The organism is Cupriavidus sp. BIC8F, from assembly GCF_032465815.1.
In the GTDB taxonomy this organism is placed as follows: domain Bacteria; phylum Pseudomonadota; class Gammaproteobacteria; order Burkholderiales; family Burkholderiaceae; genus Cupriavidus; species Cupriavidus necator.
The window spans coordinates 701,183-717,243 of record NZ_CP136094.1; the positions used below are offsets into that span (position 1 = coordinate 701,183).

Annotated in this window: 15 protein-coding genes; 10 read left to right on the top strand and 5 right to left on the bottom strand. The window is 67.2% G+C overall.

The annotated features are described in order from the left end of the window. Positions 1–41: 41 nt before the first annotated feature. Positions 42–2,147, bottom strand: coding sequence for a TonB-dependent siderophore receptor (locus RS901_RS03230; protein ID WP_316151488.1), 2,106 nt, complete (start codon positions 2,145–2,147; stop codon positions 42–44). Positions 2,148–2,326: 179 nt separating this feature from the next. After that, the gene (locus tag RS901_RS03235; protein WP_316151489.1) at positions 2,327–3,205 is read right to left on the bottom strand and encodes a LysR family transcriptional regulator; all 879 of its coding nucleotides are present in this window, start codon (positions 3,203–3,205) and stop codon (positions 2,327–2,329) included. Between the two features lie 130 nt (positions 3,206–3,335). On the opposite strand from RS901_RS03235, the gene RS901_RS03240 reads away from it, so the two are divergent. The 3 genes from RS901_RS03240 (at position 3,336) to RS901_RS03250 (ending at position 6,256) form a co-directional block, all read left to right on the top strand. Then, a complete protein-coding gene (locus tag RS901_RS03240; protein WP_035817150.1) occupies positions 3,336–3,728 on the top strand; it encodes a tautomerase family protein in 393 nt (130 codons plus the stop codon). Between the two features lie 203 nt (positions 3,729–3,931). Then, entirely contained in the window at positions 3,932–5,323 is a 1,392-nt protein-coding gene (locus RS901_RS03245; protein ID WP_316151490.1) for a GntP family permease, read from the top strand. A 99-nt stretch (positions 5,324–5,422) separates the two neighbouring features. Continuing rightward, entirely contained in the window at positions 5,423–6,256 is an 834-nt protein-coding gene (locus RS901_RS03250) for an aldo/keto reductase (protein WP_316151491.1), read from the top strand. A 22-nt stretch (positions 6,257–6,278) separates the two neighbouring features. On the opposite strand, the gene RS901_RS03255 is transcribed toward RS901_RS03250, so the two are convergent. After that, on the bottom strand, positions 6,279–6,701 hold the full coding sequence (locus RS901_RS03255; RefSeq protein ID WP_316151492.1) for a hypothetical protein: 423 nt from the start codon (positions 6,699–6,701) through the stop codon (positions 6,279–6,281). Positions 6,702–6,905: 204 nt separating this feature from the next. Between RS901_RS03255 and RS901_RS03260 the strand changes: the two genes are divergently transcribed. Further along, on the top strand, positions 6,906–7,484 hold the full coding sequence (locus tag RS901_RS03260; RefSeq protein WP_316151493.1) for a BPSL1445 family SYLF domain-containing lipoprotein: 579 nt from the start codon (positions 6,906–6,908) through the stop codon (positions 7,482–7,484). A 109-nt stretch (positions 7,485–7,593) separates the two neighbouring features. Beyond that, positions 7,594–8,493 carry a recombination-associated protein RdgC gene (locus RS901_RS03265; protein ID WP_316151494.1) on the top strand — a complete coding sequence of 300 codons (900 nt, stop codon included), beginning with the start codon at positions 7,594–7,596 and terminating at the stop codon, positions 8,491–8,493. Positions 8,494–8,547: 54 nt separating this feature from the next. On the opposite strand, the gene RS901_RS03270 is transcribed toward RS901_RS03265, so the two are convergent. Continuing rightward, on the bottom strand, positions 8,548–8,991 hold the full coding sequence (locus RS901_RS03270; protein WP_316151495.1) for a thioesterase family protein: 444 nt from the start codon (positions 8,989–8,991) through the stop codon (positions 8,548–8,550). A gap of 286 nt (positions 8,992–9,277) precedes the next feature. Between RS901_RS03270 and RS901_RS03275 the strand changes: the two genes are divergently transcribed. After that, a complete protein-coding gene (locus RS901_RS03275) occupies positions 9,278–10,270 on the top strand; it encodes a tripartite tricarboxylate transporter substrate binding protein (RefSeq protein ID WP_316151496.1) in 993 nt (330 codons plus the stop codon). Positions 10,271–10,293: 23 nt separating this feature from the next. On the opposite strand, the gene RS901_RS03280 is transcribed toward RS901_RS03275, so the two are convergent. Then, complete coding sequence (locus RS901_RS03280; RefSeq protein ID WP_316151497.1) at positions 10,294–11,193, bottom strand: LysR family transcriptional regulator; 900 nt, start codon at positions 11,191–11,193, stop codon at positions 10,294–10,296. 247 nt (positions 11,194–11,440) lie between these two features. Here RS901_RS03280 and RS901_RS03285 point away from each other — a divergent pair, with 247 nt between their 5' ends. The 4 genes from RS901_RS03285 (at position 11,441) to RS901_RS03300 (ending at position 16,059) form a co-directional block, all read left to right on the top strand. Beyond that, on the top strand, positions 11,441–12,439 hold the full coding sequence (locus RS901_RS03285) for a tripartite tricarboxylate transporter substrate binding protein (RefSeq protein ID WP_316151498.1): 999 nt from the start codon (positions 11,441–11,443) through the stop codon (positions 12,437–12,439). A 27-nt stretch (positions 12,440–12,466) separates the two neighbouring features. Next, complete coding sequence (locus tag RS901_RS03290; RefSeq protein WP_316151499.1) at positions 12,467–13,255, top strand: class II aldolase/adducin family protein; 789 nt, start codon at positions 12,467–12,469, stop codon at positions 13,253–13,255. A 36-nt stretch (positions 13,256–13,291) separates the two neighbouring features. Further along, positions 13,292–14,332, top strand: a complete 1,041-nt coding sequence (locus RS901_RS03295; RefSeq protein WP_316151500.1) for a TauD/TfdA family dioxygenase — start codon at positions 13,292–13,294, stop codon at positions 14,330–14,332. 224 nt (positions 14,333–14,556) lie between these two features. Beyond that, positions 14,557–16,059 (top strand): methyl-accepting chemotaxis protein, encoded by a 1,503-nt coding sequence (locus RS901_RS03300; protein ID WP_316151501.1) that lies wholly within the window; start codon positions 14,557–14,559, stop codon positions 16,057–16,059. Positions 16,060–16,061 lie beyond the last annotated feature (2 nt).

The following is a 16,061-nucleotide window of genomic DNA, read 5'->3' on the forward strand; positions in this document are numbered from 1 at the left end:
GGTTCATCACCGCCCGGTTTTTTTGTCCACGATGCTGCGCTTTACATCCGGTAGCGCAGGGTGGCCATCACGCTGCGCGGGGCACCCGGCATGTTCAGGTTGGCATTCGAACCATGCGCCGAGACGATGTAGCTGTTGTTGAACAGGTTGTACAGGTTCAACTGCGCCTCGAACGGACCATGGCGGTACCAGGCCATCATGTCCGCCGTGACATAGCCCGGCAGCGTGACGGTATTGGCCTGATCGGCCATGCGGGCGCCGATCAGGTTCAGGCCGCCGCCGATGCCAAAGCCATTGCCCAGCGTCTTGGTCAGCCAGACGTTGCCGGAGTGGCGAGGCGTCAGCGTGGCACGCTTGCCCTGGAACAAGGGGGTCGACTTGGTCACCACTGCATCCAGATAGGCATAGCCGGCCAGCACGCGCCAGCCGCTGCCGAGCTCCGCGGCGCCGCTCAGCTCGATGCCGTCCGTGCGCTGCTCGCCAACCGGAATCAGCGCCGTGCCGGTGGCATTGGCGATCTTCATATTGTTCCGTTCCAGCCGGAACACGGAAATCGTCGTGCTCGCCTTGCCGTCGAGCCAGTCGTACTTGGCGCCGAATTCGGCATTGTTGGTCGTCTCCGGCGCCAGTTCGGCGTTGTTGGCGGCCAGCGCGAAGGTCTCACCCGAGGGCTGGAACGACCGACTCCACGACACGTAATACGACTGCACCTTCGACGGCTGCCAGACCAGGCCCGCACGCGGGCTCCAGGCATTGTCAGTGCGCGACAGGTTCTTCTGGCCAGCCAGGCGCTGGTTGGTGTCCTGCTGGAAATTGTCGTAACGCACGCCGAACAGCGCCTTCCACTGCTCGGTAAAGGTGATCATGTCCTGCGTGTAGAACGCCAGGGTCTTGGCGGTAGCCAGGTTGCTCGTGGCAGGCGTGCCGCCAACCAGGCGCGGCAGCGTCGGCAGTACCGGGTTGAACAGATCGAAGGTGCCCGGCACGGCCTTGGAGAAATTGACCAGATCCTTGTTCTGCTGGCCGATCTCCATCCCGTACAGGATTTCGTGCCTGGTACCGAAGATCGTCGCCTTCTGCGTCAGGTCCGTCTGATTGAACCAGCCGTGCTCCTCGCGGTAGACGTTGGAGTGCGACATCGTCAGCCGCTGTGTCACCTCGTTGACCGCGCTGGTCAGCGTGTTATTGCGATCCAGCGAGTAGTGGTAGTACCGCGTGGCGTTGCGGATCGACCAGTCGTCGTTGAAGCGATGGTTGATCGTGGCAGTGCCCGAGTACACACGCGACTGGCTATAGTCGGCGTCGCGTGCATTGGCCGCGCCGTAGTAGCGCGAGGCCGGCACGTCCACCGGGCGCCCCTTGTAGGCGGGGATGCCGAAGTCCGTCACGCGGCGGTCTTCGAGGTAGTCAGCCTGCAGCAGCACGGTGGTCTCGGGCGCGATGCGCAGTTCCAGGGACGGCGCCACGGCGGCACGGTCCAGGAACTGCTGCGAGCGGTAGCTGTTGGCCTTCTCCACCGCGCCGGTCACGCGAAAGGCGGCGGCGCCGTCGGCAAACACGCGGCCCACGTCGGCTTCGGCGCGGCGGTCGGCCCACATGCCGTAGCTCAGTGCGAAGTCGGTGACGTCGATGCCCGGCTTCTTGGTCACGCGGTTGATCAGGCCACCCGATGAGCCGCGGCCGTACAGCACCGCCGCCGGTCCCTTGATGACTTCGACGCGGTCGACGTTGGACAGGTCGCGGAAGTACAGCGCATCGTCGCGGATGCCGTCGACGAACTGGTCGGCGATGGCGGAAAAGCCGCGGATCGACACCTGGTCGCGCTGGCCGTCGCCGGTGGAGAACGACACGCCCGGCACGTTCTTCAGCGCATCCTGCATCGAAGTGGCGTGCTGGTCGCGCATGACATCGCCGGTGACCACGTTGACGGTCTGCGGGATGTCGCGCAGCGGCGCCTCGGTCTTGGTCGCGCTGACCGCATTGGGCGGGTTATAGCCGGTGCCAAGCTCGCGGCTGACATCGGCCCTGACCGTGACCTCAGGCAACTGCGCCGAAGCGTCTGGCGCGGCCTGGGCCCACCCCAGCATCGGTTGAAATACGAAGCTCCCCGCCACCGCGGCACAGATCGGGTGAAGTTTTATTCTCATTTCCGTGTAATCGGCTGTAATAGTTTTGAAAACGCGGGCGCATTATCGATTACAGGATTGTCAGGGTCAACGATATTGCGAATTATTCTTATTCGCGGTCAATATATGTTGCTTTAAGCACAAGCCTGAGCCGGCACCGCCATTCCAGCACCGGATCCCGAACTTCTGCAACGCATTCCCTACACCAGCTGCCCGGCAAGTGCATCGCGCGCCTCGGCAACAAAGGCGGACTCACCGCGCCGGCCCGGCAACAGGAAAAACTCCGCCTCCGGCAGCCGCGGCAGGCCCAGCCGCGCGATGGTGGCGGCATCCAGCGGCGCCACGCCGGGACCGATCGCCGACGCATTCAGGCATGACAAGCCCAGCCCCGCCGCCAGCGCCAGGTGCAGCCCCGCGACGCCCGACGCCGAGTGCGCGATCTCGAACGGCAGCCGCTTGCGCAGCAGCAGCTGCACCACGTACTGATGCAGCGAGCAGGTATCGGGCAGCAGCACCAGCGGCAGCGTGCCGGGCAGGCTGTCGGCCTCGGCCGGCGCGGCGACCCAGGCCAGCGGCTCGCGCCGCAGCACCGTGCCGCGCGTGCCCGCGCCCTGCCCGCGCGTGCCGGGCAGGCGCATGCTGAGGCCGATATCGAAGGTGTCCATCTCCGCGGCGGCATCGATTGCCGCGCTCTTCATCACGGTCACGTGCAGGCGCAGGTACGGGTAGCGCTCGCGCAGGCGCCGCAGCATGCCGGCGATCTCGCCCGGGCGGAAGTAATCGGTCACGGCCAGCCGCAGTTCGCCCGCCAGCGCGTGGCCGCGCAGCTCCTGCAGGGCCAGCTCGTTCAGCGCCAGGATGCGCCGCGCGTGTTCCAGCAGCCGCTCCCCCGCCGGCGTCGGCACCGCGCCGTGCCGGCCGCGCGACAGCAGCGGCACGCCGGCGCGCTCTTCCAGCTTGCGCAGCTGCTCGCTGACCGAGGACTGCGACAGGAACAGCCTGGGCGCCGCCGCCGACAGGCTGCCGCTGTCCGCGACCGTGACAAAGGTGCGCAACTGGTCGGTTTCGAATCCACGCATGGCAAGGCTCCGGCAAGGGTGGCATTACTTCGGATAAGCCGATGGTCCGCATCGGATATTCCCGCTTTTCCGATACTACACCACCCCCTACCATGGCATCACCCGCCCACGAAAAACCAAGGAGCCAGCCATGCCCCACATCGTCCTGCACCTGTCCGGCCAACCCGATGCCGCCCTCACCCGCCGCAGCGCCAGGGCGATCGCCGACCTGACCGAGCGCGTGCTCGGCAAGAAGCGCGACGTGATTGCCGTCACGGTCCAGTACATCCCGCACGACAGCTGGATCATCGCCGACGTGCCGCTGTCGGAGCAGGGCCGCAACGCCTTCCACCTGGACATCAGCGTGACCGATGAAACCAACACCAAGGCGGAGAAAGCGCAGTTCATCGAGGCCGTGTTCGAGACCATGTCGGGGCTGCTGGGCAAGCTGCATCCGGTGTCCTACGTGCACGTGATCGACGCCCGCGCCGCGGCCTATGGCTACGGCGGGCGCACGCAGGAGTATCGCCACCAGCACGGCTGAAACAGCGCATCTCCTTCATGCCGGCCGCTGTCATCTCAGTGCCCCGCGGCGAGACCAGAGGTTTCGCCGCGGGGCAAGCTGTGGCACAGTCGCCCGCTGATCCCTTTTCCTGACGGACTGACAGAGACAAGGCGCCACAAGCGCCAGCCCCCGCGCGGCAAACGGACCGCACCTCAGGACAAGGCAACCCTGAAGGAGATCCGATGTCGTTTCTGATCGTGCTGGCAGCCCTTGCCTTTCTGATGTTCGCCGCGTACCGCGGCTACAGCGTGATCCTGTTCGCGCCCATCGCCGCGCTGGGCGCGGTGCTGCTGACCGACCCGTCCGCGGTCGCACCGGTGTTCACCGGCATCTTCATGGAGAAGATGGTCGGCTTCGTGAAGCTGTATTTCCCCGTGTTCTTATTAGGCGCGGTATTCGGCAAGGTAGTTGAGCTGTCTGGCTTTTCCGAGTCCATCGTGGCCGCGGCGATCCGCTATATCGGGCGCTCACGCGCCAACGCGGTGATCGTCACGGTGTGCGCGCTGCTGACCTATGGCGGCGTGTCGCTGTTCGTGGTGGTGTTCGCGGTCTATCCGTTCGCGGCCGAGCTGTACCGCCAGAGCAACATCCCCAAGCGGCTGATGCCGGGCGCGATCGCGCTGGGCGCGTTCTCGTTCACCATGGATTCGCTGCCGGGCACGCCGCAGATCCAGAACATCATTCCCACCAACTTCTTCAACACTACCTCCTGGGCCGCGCCGGTGCTGGGCGTGGCCGGCTCGCTGTTTATCCTGGTGGTGGGCCTGAGCTACCTGGAATGGCGCCGCCGGGCCGCCGCCGCGCGTGGCGAAGGCTACGGCACCAACCTGCGCAACGAGCCGGAGCGCAGCCAGACGGCCAAGCTGCCGCACCCGCTGCTGGCGCTGCTGCCGCTGGTGGTGGTGGGCGTGGCCAACTTCTGGCTGACGCGGATGATCCCGCTCTGGTACGGCCCTTCCAACAGCGTGGCGCTGCCGGGCCTGCCCAAGCCGGTGGAAACCAAGATCGCCAGCGTGACCGCGATCTGGGCAGTGGAAGGCGCGCTGCTGCTGGGCATCGCCGTGGTGCTGGTGACTGCCTTCGGCGCCCTGCGCGAGCGCTTTGCCGAGGGCACCAAGGGCGCCGTCGGCGGCGCGCTGCTGGCGTCGATGAACACCGCATCGGAATACGGCTTCGGCGGGGTCATCGCCGCGCTGCCCGGCTTCCTGGTGGTCAGCGATGCGCTGCGCGCGATCCCCAACCCGCTGGTCAATGCCGCGGTCTCGGTCAGCACGCTGGCCGGCATCACCGGCTCGGCCTCGGGCGGCATGAGCATTGCGCTGGCGGCGATGTCGCAGACCTTTATCGCGGGCGCGCAGGCCATGCAGATCCCGCTGGAAGTACTGCACCGCGTGGTGTCGATGGCCAGCGGCGGCATGGACACGCTGCCGCACAACGGCGCCGTGATCACGCTGCTGGCGGTGACCGGCCTGACCCACCGCGAGTCCTACCGCGATATCTTCGCCGTCACAATGATCAAGACCGCCGCGGTGTTCTTCGTCATCGCCCTGTATTTTCTGACCGGACTGGTCTGAAGCAATCCCGGCCCGTGCGGCTTGTACATTCCAGGTGTTGTTAACTAGTGTGGTTGGGTGCCGCCGGGCACTTGACCCGGCAAACCAGGAAGCGAACACATGAAGCAAGTCACCCTGCCCGACGGCGAGCGCGTCCCGGCGCTCGGCATGGGAACGTGGAATATGGGCGAGTCGCGCGCCGCGCGCGCCGAAGAAATCGCCACGCTGCGCCTGGGCCTGGACCTTGGCCTGCGGCTGATCGATACCGCCGAGATGTATGGCGAGGGCCAGTCCGAGGAGATGATCGGCGAGGCCATCGCCGGGCGCCGCGACGAGGCCTTCCTCGTCAGCAAGGTCTATCCCTTCAACGCCAGCCTGCGCGGCACCGTGCAGGCCTGCGAGCGCAGCCTGAAGCGGCTGCGCACCGACCGCATCGACCTCTATTTATTGCACTGGCGCGGCGGCGTGCCGCTGGAAGAGACCGTGCAGGCCATGGAGGCGCTGCAGCGCGACGGCAAGATCCGCCGCTGGGGCGTGAGCAACCTGGACCTGTCCGACCTGCAGGAATTGTGGGATGCGCCGGGCGGCGACCGGCTGGCCACCAACCAGCTGCTGTACAACCTGGGCCGGCGCGGCATCGAATGGGACCTGCTGCCGTGGCTGCGCCAGCGCGGCGTGCCGGTAATGGCCTATTCGCCGATCGAGCAGTCACGCCTGCTGGGGAACCCCGGGCTGAAGCGCTTTGCGCGCGACCACGGCATGACGGCGGCACAGGCGGCGCTGGCCTGGCTGCTGGCGCAGGACGGCGTCATCGCCATCCCCAAGACCGGCCGGCGCGAGCGCCTGCAGGAAAACCTGGGCGCGCTGTCGCATACGCTGTCGGCCGCCCAGCTGGCCGAGCTCGACCGCATCTTCCCGCCGCCCGACGGCCCGGGCCCGCTGGAAATGCTCTGACCAGGCTGCCGGGCGCGTGCCCTCAGGGCATGCGGGCCACGTAGCGCTCGCGCTCGACGTAGCGCACCAGGTAGCTGCGCGCCTTCTCGCGGGTGTCGGTGGTCACGCGCGCCGCTGCCTGGCGCGCGCTGCTCTTGCCATGCGACGACGACATCTGCGCATCCAGGTAGCTGCGGAAGGAATCATGCATGGCGGCCAGTTCAGGCTCGCACGCGGCCAGCGCCAGGTTGGCCACGTCCTTGGGCTGGCCCTTGGCCGACAGGTTATCGTTGGCCTTCTTCTGGGCGCAATCCATGTATTTGGCGCGCAGCGCCTGCCAGCCGCTGCTGTCGACGGCCGACTGCGATCCGGCACCCGCGGCGCCGGCGTCATTGGAAGAACCCGAAGGATGTGAAGCGCACGCGGCCAGGAAGGCCAGCGGCAGGGCGGTCAGGAGTTTTTTCATGGAAGGATGAGGCTGTCACGGCGCATTGGCCACCCCATGTGTTAGCCATGGGACGTTCCGGGCGCAAGACTGACTATTCTTGCTGCGAATGGCCCTCCGGCACCACCTTCGTCACAAATGGAAACGTCTCTGCGCGGTCCGGCATTTGCCCGGGTGCTTCCGGCGCCTATGCTTCAAAGACGACAACAACACCAAGGAGACGAGATGAAACGTCGAACCTTCCTTTCGGCCAGCGCGGGTCTGGCCCTTGGCAGCCTGGCCCTGGGTGCCTGCACCACCACCAAACCCGAAGCCACCAGCGACAAGGCCGCGCGCCGGCGCGAGCTGGACTCCGGCGTGGACGGCACGCTGTCGCGCCTGTACGACTCGGTCAAGGGCTCGCGCGAGCTCGGCAACCGCGCACGCGGCATCCTTGTGTTCCCGAAGACTCTGACGGCGGGCTTTATCGTCGGCGGCGAGTATGGCGACGGTGCCCTGCGCTCGGGCGGCGCCACGCGCGGTTATTACCGCCTGATCGCCGGCTCGGTCGGCTGGCAGATCGGTGCGCAGTCCAAGGCCGTGATCCTGATGTTCCTGACGCCGGATGCCTACGACAAGTTCGTGCGCAGCAGCGGCTGGACCGCGGGCGTCGATGCCACCGTGGCAGTGGCCACCATTGGCGCAAACGGCGTGCTGGACACCAACACCGGCCAGCAGCCCATCGTCGGCTTCGTCTTGACCAATGCCGGCCTGATGGCGGGCCTGAGCTTCGAGGGCAGCAAGATCAGCAAGCTCGACCTGTAAGGGCGGGCTTTCGGTGACCGTCGCGCGGCCGGCGTGCCGCGCGGCGCCCTGCTTTTTTCGTGGCCGCGCGCCGCGAGAGGATAGAATTCGTCCCTTTGGCCGAATTCCCATGTGGTTCAAGAATCTGCAGGTCCATCGTTTCTCCGCCCCGTGGTCGCTGAGCGCCGACGAGGTTGAAGCCAGCCTGGCGAAGCACGCCTTCTTCCCCGGTACCAGCCTCGAAATGCAGACCCAGGGCTGGGCCTCGCCGCGTGACAACGGCCAGCTGGTCCATACTGTCGGCCGCCAGATGCTGCTGACGCTGCGCACCGAAAAGAAGCTGCTGCCCACCACCGTGGTCAACCAGGTCACCCGCGCCCGCGCCGCGGAAGTCGAAGAGCAGCAAGGCTACAAGCCGGGCCGCAAGCAAATGAAGGAACTGAAGGAGCAGGTCACCGAAGAACTGCTGCCGCGCGCCTTCAGCATCCGCCGCGACACGCGTGTGTGGATCGACCCGGACAACGGCTGGCTTGCCATCGACGCCGCCGCCGCGGCCAAGGCCGATGAAGTGCGCGGCATGCTGTTCAAGGCGCTGGATCCGCTGCCGCTGATCAACCTGCACGTCAACCAGTCGCCGGTGGCGGCCATGACCGAATGGCTGGCCGGCGATGCGGCACCGGGCGGTTTCACCGTCGACCAGGAAATCGAGCTGCAGTCCGGCTCCGAAAGCAAGGCCACCGTGCGCTATGTGCGCCACCCGCTGGACCCGGAAGACCTGCGCCGCCATATCGCCGCCGGCAAGCGCTGCACGCGCCTGGCGATGACGTGGAACGACCGGGTCTCGTTCGTGCTGACCGACGGGCTGGTGGTGAAGAAGGTGGCGCCGCTCGACGTGATCAAGGAACAGGCCGATGGCACGGCGCACGATGAAGACGAGCGCTTCGACGCCGATTTCACCATGATGGCCGGCGAACTCTCCGGCATGCTCAGCGACCTCACTGCGGCGCTGGGCGGCGAGCGCAAGGCGTAAGCCGAATCTCTGGCAGGAATGTGGCGCTGTCCAGAGACAGCGCCACGCAAGCGGTTACTCGACCCAGTTCACCTTCGGGAACCGCCCGGCAAACCCCTCCGGCATCGCCACCACTGTCTTCCCCATGTAGTCGAAGAAGACAAAGCCCGACTTGGCCATCGCGATCAGCGCGCCATCGGCCGGCCGCGTGATGCGGAAGATGATGTCGCCGCCGTACTTGTTGAAGTCCATCACCCCCACCTCAAACTGCAGCTGGTCGCGCGCATGCGCCTCGTTGCGGTACATCGTGGCCAGGTCGGTCACGATGATGCCCACCCCTTCCTGCCGCACATCCTCGCTGCCGAATTCATACAGGAACCGCGCCCGCGCCTCGGAGATCATCGAGATCATCGAATCGTTGGCAAGGTGATTGGCCGAGTTGATGTCGGTCACGCGCACGGTCAGGTGCGTGGCATAGCAGAACTGGTCGGCAGGCAGGTCGAGTTTGAGGCGGGCCATGAGGGAACAAGCAAAAAAAAATGAATCGGGCGCCGCACGGGACCAGGCAGGCAAAACTTAAGGCCGGCGGCAAGGCGCCCATCATAAGGGATGCGCCGGTTCGGATTGCGGCACTGCAGCATAGGATGCCGCGCCCCGCATCCGGGTAAGTCCCTCCCATCGTTTTCGTCCATCCCGCCGATGCCGCGGCCTGGCGCAGGCTCGTACGCTCCATGTTGCCGTGGCCCTGGCGCATTGACGCCCTGTGCCGCGCACCGACACGACGTCAACACCTGGAGGAAACACGATGCAAGCCGACCGCCGCAAAGCCCTGCACTGGCTGGGAGCAGGTTCCCTCGCCGCCGCCGCCGCTACTCTTGGGCCTGGCCGGGCCTGGGCCCAGCAGGCCTATCCGTCGCGGCCCGTGCGGCTGGTCGTGCCCTACCCGCCCGGCGGTGCCACCGACGTGCTGGCGCGCGCGCTGGGCGACCCGCTCAGCAAGCTGTGGCAGCGCCCGGTGATCGTGGAGAACCGCCCCGGCGTGGGCGGCATGATCGGCGCCGACGTGGTCGCCAAGGCGCCGGCGGACGGCTACACCCTGCTGCTGGCCCTGCCCAGCCTGGTGCAGACGCCCTATATGGTGGCCAAGCCGCCGTTCGACCCGCTGCGCGACCTGACCGCCATCAGCCAGCTGTGCACCACCAGCCTGGTGCTGACCGCCAGCAGCGCCATGCCGCGCACGCTGCCGCAGATGATCAGCCTGGCCAAGTCCCAGCCCGACAAGTATTCCTATGGCACCTATGGCATTGGCACCGGCGCCCATCTCTACATGCAGGTCTTCCTCAAGGGCGCGGGCGCCCAGCTGGTCCATGTCCCGTACAAGGGCGAAGCCCCCATCGCCACCGACCTGATCGGCGGCCAGATCTCGCTGGGCACGCTGTCGCCGATGACCGTGCGCCAGCATGCGCGCACCGGCAAGCTCCAGCCGCTGGCCGTTACCGGCAATACCCGCGCGCCGATGCTGCCGGATGTGCCGACCTTCCAGGAACTCGGCTACAAGGGGCTGGACGGCCCGGCCTGGTTTGGCCTGTTCACCACCGCCGGCGCGCCGCAGGCCATCGTCGACAAGATCTCGGCCGATGTGGAAACGGTGATGGCCGCGCCGGACATCCGCCAGCGCCTGGCCGAGCTGGGGCTGATCGTCAAGACCACGCAGCCGGCGGCGTTCGCGGCGGCGACCAGAGCGGATCAGGCGTACTGGAGCAACGTGATCAAGGAGAACAATATCCGGCTGGACTGAGGCATGGCGCCGCCGGTGTCTGCTCAGATGCCGGCCTCTGCGCACCAGCGCACCAGCGCGTCGCGAAAGTCACGGCACAGCGGCGACAGGTAGGCGCTGGATCGCCAGAACACGGCCAGCTCATACTGCCAGCACATGCCGTCGCCCTCCACGGCTTCCAGCCCTTGCGCCACTGCCTGGCCCAGCAGCCGCTGCGGCATGATGCCGAGCAGGTCGGTGTTGCGCAGCAGGTCAGCAAACGACACCGATGAACTGGTGCTTTCCACGGTCACGCGTGGCGGCGGCAGGCCCCGGCTGGTGAAACGCCCCTCGAAGCCGCTGCGCACATAGAGCGAGGTCGCAGGCGCCACCCAGTGCTCGTCCACCAGATCGGCCAGCGAGCGGAAGCGCGCGCGCCGCGGATGTCCCGCGCGCGCCACCACCTGCAGCGTCAGCGCGCCCAGCGGCAGGTACTCGACGCCATCGGTTTCACCGTCCGGCATGGCGGCGCAGACCAGGTCCACCTCGCCGCCCTGCAGGGCAGCCATCAGTTGCGGGCTCAGGTGCGTGACGATCGAAAACTTGGCCAGCGGCCGGCTGGCAAGGAACTGCTCCAGCAGCGGCGAGAACAGCGACGGCACCAGGTGCGGCAGCGTCGCCACGCGCACCTGGCCAACGCGCGCCTGGCGCTCGTCGTTGATCTCGTTCTCCATATCGTCATTGGCCAGCACGATGCGCCGCGCGTGCGCCAGCAGCTTGTGGCCCACTGGCGTCAGCATGACGCCGCGTGGCATGCGCTCGAACAGCTGCAGCCCGGCCTCCGCCTCCAGCCGCGCCAATACCTTGGACAGCGACGACTGGGTCAGCCCCAGCGTGCCGGCTGCCTTGTGCAGGTTGCCGTGCTCCGCCACTACCAGGAACAGTCTGAGGTCTTCGATCTTCATGCGGCGATTCCTGTGGTTGGCCGATATAGCGCGATGTTGCCAAGGTAGCGGGGGTATTTTAGTCCGCGATTCCGGTTCGGAATCGGTTTGCCGGGCGCCAGCATCAATGCGTGCGGACATGGGCCATAGACTTTTCCGCATGCAGCACAGGACGGCGATCGCGCAGAGCCCGGACACACGGGACACATCGAACGCATCCGGCAACCATGCCGGCACTTTTGCTGCCGTAGACCAACAAGGAGACCACATGCCCCGCCAACCCGACGCCCGCCGGCGCACGCTGCTCAAGGCCATGCCGGCCGCCGCGCTCGCCCCCGCCTTGGCCGCGCTCAGCCTGCCCGCCACCGTGCGCGCCCAGGCCTGGCCCGCGCGCCCCATCACCCTGATCGTGCCCTTCACCGCCGGCGGCGCCACCGACGTGCAGATGCGCGCGCTGTGCCTGGCGGCATCGAAGACCCTGGGCCAGCCCATCGTGATCCAGAACCAGCCCGGCGTCAGCGGCACGCTGGGGCCCGCCGCGATGGCGCGCAACGCGGCGCGCGACGGCTACACGCTGGCGCTGATCACGCCCGCGCTGTTCCGCCTGCCGCACCTGCAGCCGGTGAACTACGACGCGATCAAGGACTTCACCTACATCATCGGCCTGACCAGCTATGTGTATGGCGTATCAGTGCCCGCGGGCTCGCCGTGGAAGCGCTTTGGCGACTTCATCGAGCACGCGCGCGCCAACCCCGGCAAGGTCAATGTGGCGTCAGTCGGCACCGGCTCGCTCGGCCAGATCACCGTGCGCCGGCTGGAACAGCAAGCCGGCATCAAGCTCAATTTCATCCCCTTCAAGGGCGGCGCCGATGCACTGTCCGCGCTGCTGGGCGGCCATGTCGACGTGATGATCGAAGCCGGCTGGGGCGCCATGGCCGAAGCCGGCAAGGTACGCCTGCTGGCCGTGGCCGAGCCGCAGCGCCTGAAGCGCTGGCAGCCCGTGCCCACGCTGCGCGAGCTGGGCTACGACATCACCGTGCAGTCCGAAGTCGGCATCGCCGGCCCGCGCGCGCTGGACCCCGCGGTGGTCACCACGCTACACGATGCCTTCCGCCAGGCCACATCGGACCCGGCCTACCTGCGCGCGCTCGAATCCGAATCGATGCCCAACCGCTATATGAATACCGCCGACTACCAGCACTATGCCGCGTCGCAATTCGCCAGCGATAAGCGGCTGGTGGCCGAACTCGGCATCCGGCTGGACTGAGCCCCAGGCACGCCAAGGAGCCATCGCATGAGCGAAGACGGTCCCATCCACGAAGCCGATCCCATCCGCCCCGCCGCCATCTCTGACGCCGAGTGGGCCACCCGCATCGAGCTGGCCGCGCTGTACCGCGCCATCCACCGGTACGGCATGACCGACCTGATCTACAACCACATCACCGCACGTGTGCCGGGCGAGCCGGAGCACATCCTGCTGAACCCCTACGGGCTGCTGTACCAGGAAGTGAACGCGTCCAGCCTGTACAAGATCCACCTGAACGGCGACATCGTCTACCGGCCCGAGGGCGATGCCGGCGAACTGGGCCTGAACCCCGCCGCCTACGTGATCCACACCGCCGTGCACGCCGCGCGCCACGACGCGCTGTGCGTGCTGCACACGCATACGCGCGCATCGTCGGCGGTATCGGCGATGGCCTGCGGGCTGCTGCCGGTGTCGCAGCATGCGCATATGTTCTACGGGCGCATTGCGTACCACGACTTCTCCGGCCCGGTGGTCGACCTGGCCCAGCAGGGCCTACTGGTGCAGGACCTGGGCCAGCGCAACGCGATGATCCTGCGCAACCACGGCCTGTTGGTATGCGGGCGCACCATCGCCGAAGCCTTCTTCAACATCTACTGGCTGGAATCGGCCTGCAAGATCCAGGTCGATGCCATGGCCGGCGGCGAACTGGTGATGCCGTCGCAGGAATCGCTGGAAACCAGCCGCAAGGCCTTCGGCCGCGTCGCCATCCGCGGCGACCGCGAATGGGCGGCGGTGCGGCGCGAGCTGGACCGCATCGACCCTTCCTACCGGAACTGACCCCGCATTCGACCTGATCACAAGACTGGAGACAACATGACCCAAGCCACCACCGCCGCCGATGCCGCAACCTTCGCAGTAGCTGTGCCCGCCCTTGGCTCCGACGTGCGCTGCCACGTGCTGCAGCCTGGCCGCCCGCCGCTGTTCATCGAACCCGCCGGCGAGCGCCTGCTGGACCGCGCGCGGTTCCGCCAATGGTCGCGCACGGTGCGCCCGGCGCTGGACGCACTGATCCTGGAACATGGCGGGATCGTGCTGCGCGGCTTCCCAACCGCCGCCACCGAGGACTTTGCCGATTTCATCGAGCAGTTTCCCGCCTTTGACGGCGGCTATGCCGGCGGCCGCGCGCCGCGCGAAACCATCAGCGGCCGCGTGATGGAAGCCACGCGGCTGTCGGCCAGCGTGCGCCTGGCGGTGCATTCCGAAATGGCTTACCGCCGCGACTACCCGCGCCGCATCGCCTTCTTCTCGCGCAAGACCGCCGAGGTGGGCGGCGAAACCCTGATCACCGACGTGCGCCACCTGGCCGAGCGCATGGACCCGGAACTGGCCGGCAAGATCGCCACGCTGGGCAGCCGCACCGCAATCAACTTCGGCCCGCGGCGCGATGCCGACGATGCCTCTTACGCGCATATGGACGAGCGCGGCTGGAACCAGTCGTTCAATACCGAGGACGCGGCAGAGGTGAACCGGCTGTGCGCCGAGCGCGGGCTGGAGCCGGTCTGGCACGAAGACGGCAGCCTGACCGTGCTCAATGCGCTGGAGCCGTTCGTGGTGCATCCGCAGATCGGCCGCAAGCTGTACCGGTCGATCCTGCATATGCTGCCGCAGGTCGAGAACCCCGAGCAGGACCTGGAACGGCGCAAGCGCCAGAAGTACCCGACCGGCGCCACGCTGGGCAATGGCGAACGCCTGACCGATGCCGAACGCACCCATATCGACCAGTTGTGCGACCAGACCACCTACAGCTGGCGCTGGCGCGATGGCGACGTGATGGTGCTGGACAACCTGCAGGTCTGGCACGGCCGCAACCCGTACCAGGGCACGCGCGACGTGCAGGTGGCGCTGCTGGACTAAAGCGCCGCGGGCCGCGCCGGCACATCTTAGCGCCTGGCGCCGGCCCCGAACATCACTCAATTGCAGCAATTTGCCCGCAGTGTTGTGCGGCTGCGCCATGGCCTGTCGCAGCCGGCGGTCGTCGATATAATCAGCCGCGCAACACCATAAAGTAAGACATTAGAACAATAAGCCATCAGGCGAACGGGGTGCAGCGTCTTCTCGACTTACGCTGCGAGGGAACCATGACCAGCGCTGACCACGCCCTGACCGGACGGCTGTCCGCGACCATCCCTGCCCGCCGTGCCGCGGGCAGTTCCGTTTCTGCGCCGGCCGCGCCGCACAGCCCGCTGCTGCAAGGCGTGCACCGCCGCGCAGACCAGTTGATGACGGCCATGCTGTGGGTGCTGGGCCTGCTGTCGCTGATCGTCGGCAATCACTATGGGTCGACCGGGCTGACGCTGGCGCTGGGCTTGCCAATGGCGCTGCTCGGCACGCTGATGGCGGTCACCCTGCCCGCGCGCCTGGCTACGCGGCTGGCGATGGCCGCGATGCTGATGCTCTTCGTCGCACTGCTGATCCACCAGGCGCACGGGCAGGTGGAATTCCACTTCCTGGTGTTCGTCTCACTGTCGCTGTTGCTGGCCTACCGCGACTTCCGCGTGATCCTGCTGGCGGCGGCGGTGATCGCGTTGCATCACCTGAGCTTCAACTTCTTCCAGCAGTGGGGCTGGAACACCATCTGCTTCACCGACCCCAGCTTCAATATGGTGCTGTTCCATGCCGCCTTCGTCATCGTGCAGACCGGCGTGCTGTGCGTGATCGCGTGGCGGCTGGAGCGCGATGCCCACTCCACCGATGAACTGAGCGCGCTGGCCGCCGGCATCGAGCGCGAACCCGGCTACCTGACGCTGACCACCGACGGCACCCACCCGGACAGCGACTTCGCCCGCGCCTTCCGCAAGACGCTGGACACCGTGCGCCAGACGCTGCAGCAGGTGCGCAACACCGCCGGCACCGTGGCTGACGCGGCAGGCAACATCCTGGACACCAGCGCCACAGTGGCCCGTCGAACCGACGAACAGGCACGCACCGTTGCGCACACCATGCGGGACATGCAGGCGCTGACCCAGGCCGCCCGCGCCAGCGCCGACCAGGCCCGCGGCGCCTGCGAACTGGCCGGGGCCAGCAGCACCGTGGTCGCGCGCGGCAGCGGCGAGATCCTGTCGGTGATCCACACCATGGGCGAGATCAACGAGGCCTGCGGGCGCATCACCGAGATCATCGGCGTGATCGACAGCATTGCCTTCCAGACCAATATCCTGGCGCTGAACGCCGCCGTGGAGGCCGCGCGCGCAGGCGAGCATGGCAAGGGCTTTGCGGTGGTGGCCGGCGAGGTCCGGCAACTGGCGCACCGCTGCGGCGCTGCGGCCAAGGAGATCCGCGGGCTGATCAATACCTCGGTCGAACGCGCGCACGCCGGCACGGAACTGGTCGGCCATACCGGCGAGACCATGAACGAGGTGGTGGCCGGCATCGGCAAGCTCGCCACGCTGGTGGAAGAACTGGCGACGCTGGGCGACAACCAGCGCAGCGGCATCGAAGGGATGGCCCGGCGCGTGGCCGAGATCCAGGCGGCGTTCGAGGAGAATGCGGAACTGGTGGCCGGTGCGGCCGAAGCTGCGCGGGTGCAGCGGGAGCAAACTGAGGGGCTGAAGCGGGCGGTCGGGGTGTTCCGGCTGGGCTGACA

Bases quoted from the DNA above. Each gene is read 5' to 3' on its own strand.
- RS901_RS03230 (WP_316151488.1), bottom strand. From the start codon at position 2,147: ATGAGAATAAAACTTCACCCGATCTGTGCCGCGGTGGCGGGGAGCTTC.
- RS901_RS03235 (WP_316151489.1), bottom strand. From the start codon at position 3,205: ATGCGTGGATTCGAAACCGACCAGTTGCGCACCTTTGTCACGGTCGCG.
- RS901_RS03240 (WP_035817150.1), top strand. From the start codon at position 3,336: ATGCCCCACATCGTCCTGCACCTGTCCGGCCAACCCGATGCCGCCCTC.
- RS901_RS03245 (WP_316151490.1), top strand. From the start codon at position 3,932: ATGTCGTTTCTGATCGTGCTGGCAGCCCTTGCCTTTCTGATGTTCGCC.
- RS901_RS03250 (WP_316151491.1), top strand. From the start codon at position 5,423: ATGAAGCAAGTCACCCTGCCCGACGGCGAGCGCGTCCCGGCGCTCGGC.
- RS901_RS03255 (WP_316151492.1), bottom strand. From the start codon at position 6,701: ATGAAAAAACTCCTGACCGCCCTGCCGCTGGCCTTCCTGGCCGCGTGC.
- RS901_RS03260 (WP_316151493.1), top strand. From the start codon at position 6,906: ATGAAACGTCGAACCTTCCTTTCGGCCAGCGCGGGTCTGGCCCTTGGC.
- RS901_RS03265 (WP_316151494.1), top strand. From the start codon at position 7,594: ATGTGGTTCAAGAATCTGCAGGTCCATCGTTTCTCCGCCCCGTGGTCG.
- RS901_RS03270 (WP_316151495.1), bottom strand. From the start codon at position 8,991: ATGGCCCGCCTCAAACTCGACCTGCCTGCCGACCAGTTCTGCTATGCC.
- RS901_RS03275 (WP_316151496.1), top strand. From the start codon at position 9,278: ATGCAAGCCGACCGCCGCAAAGCCCTGCACTGGCTGGGAGCAGGTTCC.
- RS901_RS03280 (WP_316151497.1), bottom strand. From the start codon at position 11,193: ATGAAGATCGAAGACCTCAGACTGTTCCTGGTAGTGGCGGAGCACGGC.
- RS901_RS03285 (WP_316151498.1), top strand. From the start codon at position 11,441: ATGCCCCGCCAACCCGACGCCCGCCGGCGCACGCTGCTCAAGGCCATG.
- RS901_RS03290 (WP_316151499.1), top strand. From the start codon at position 12,467: ATGAGCGAAGACGGTCCCATCCACGAAGCCGATCCCATCCGCCCCGCC.
- RS901_RS03295 (WP_316151500.1), top strand. From the start codon at position 13,292: ATGACCCAAGCCACCACCGCCGCCGATGCCGCAACCTTCGCAGTAGCT.
- RS901_RS03300 (WP_316151501.1), top strand. From the start codon at position 14,557: ATGACCAGCGCTGACCACGCCCTGACCGGACGGCTGTCCGCGACCATC.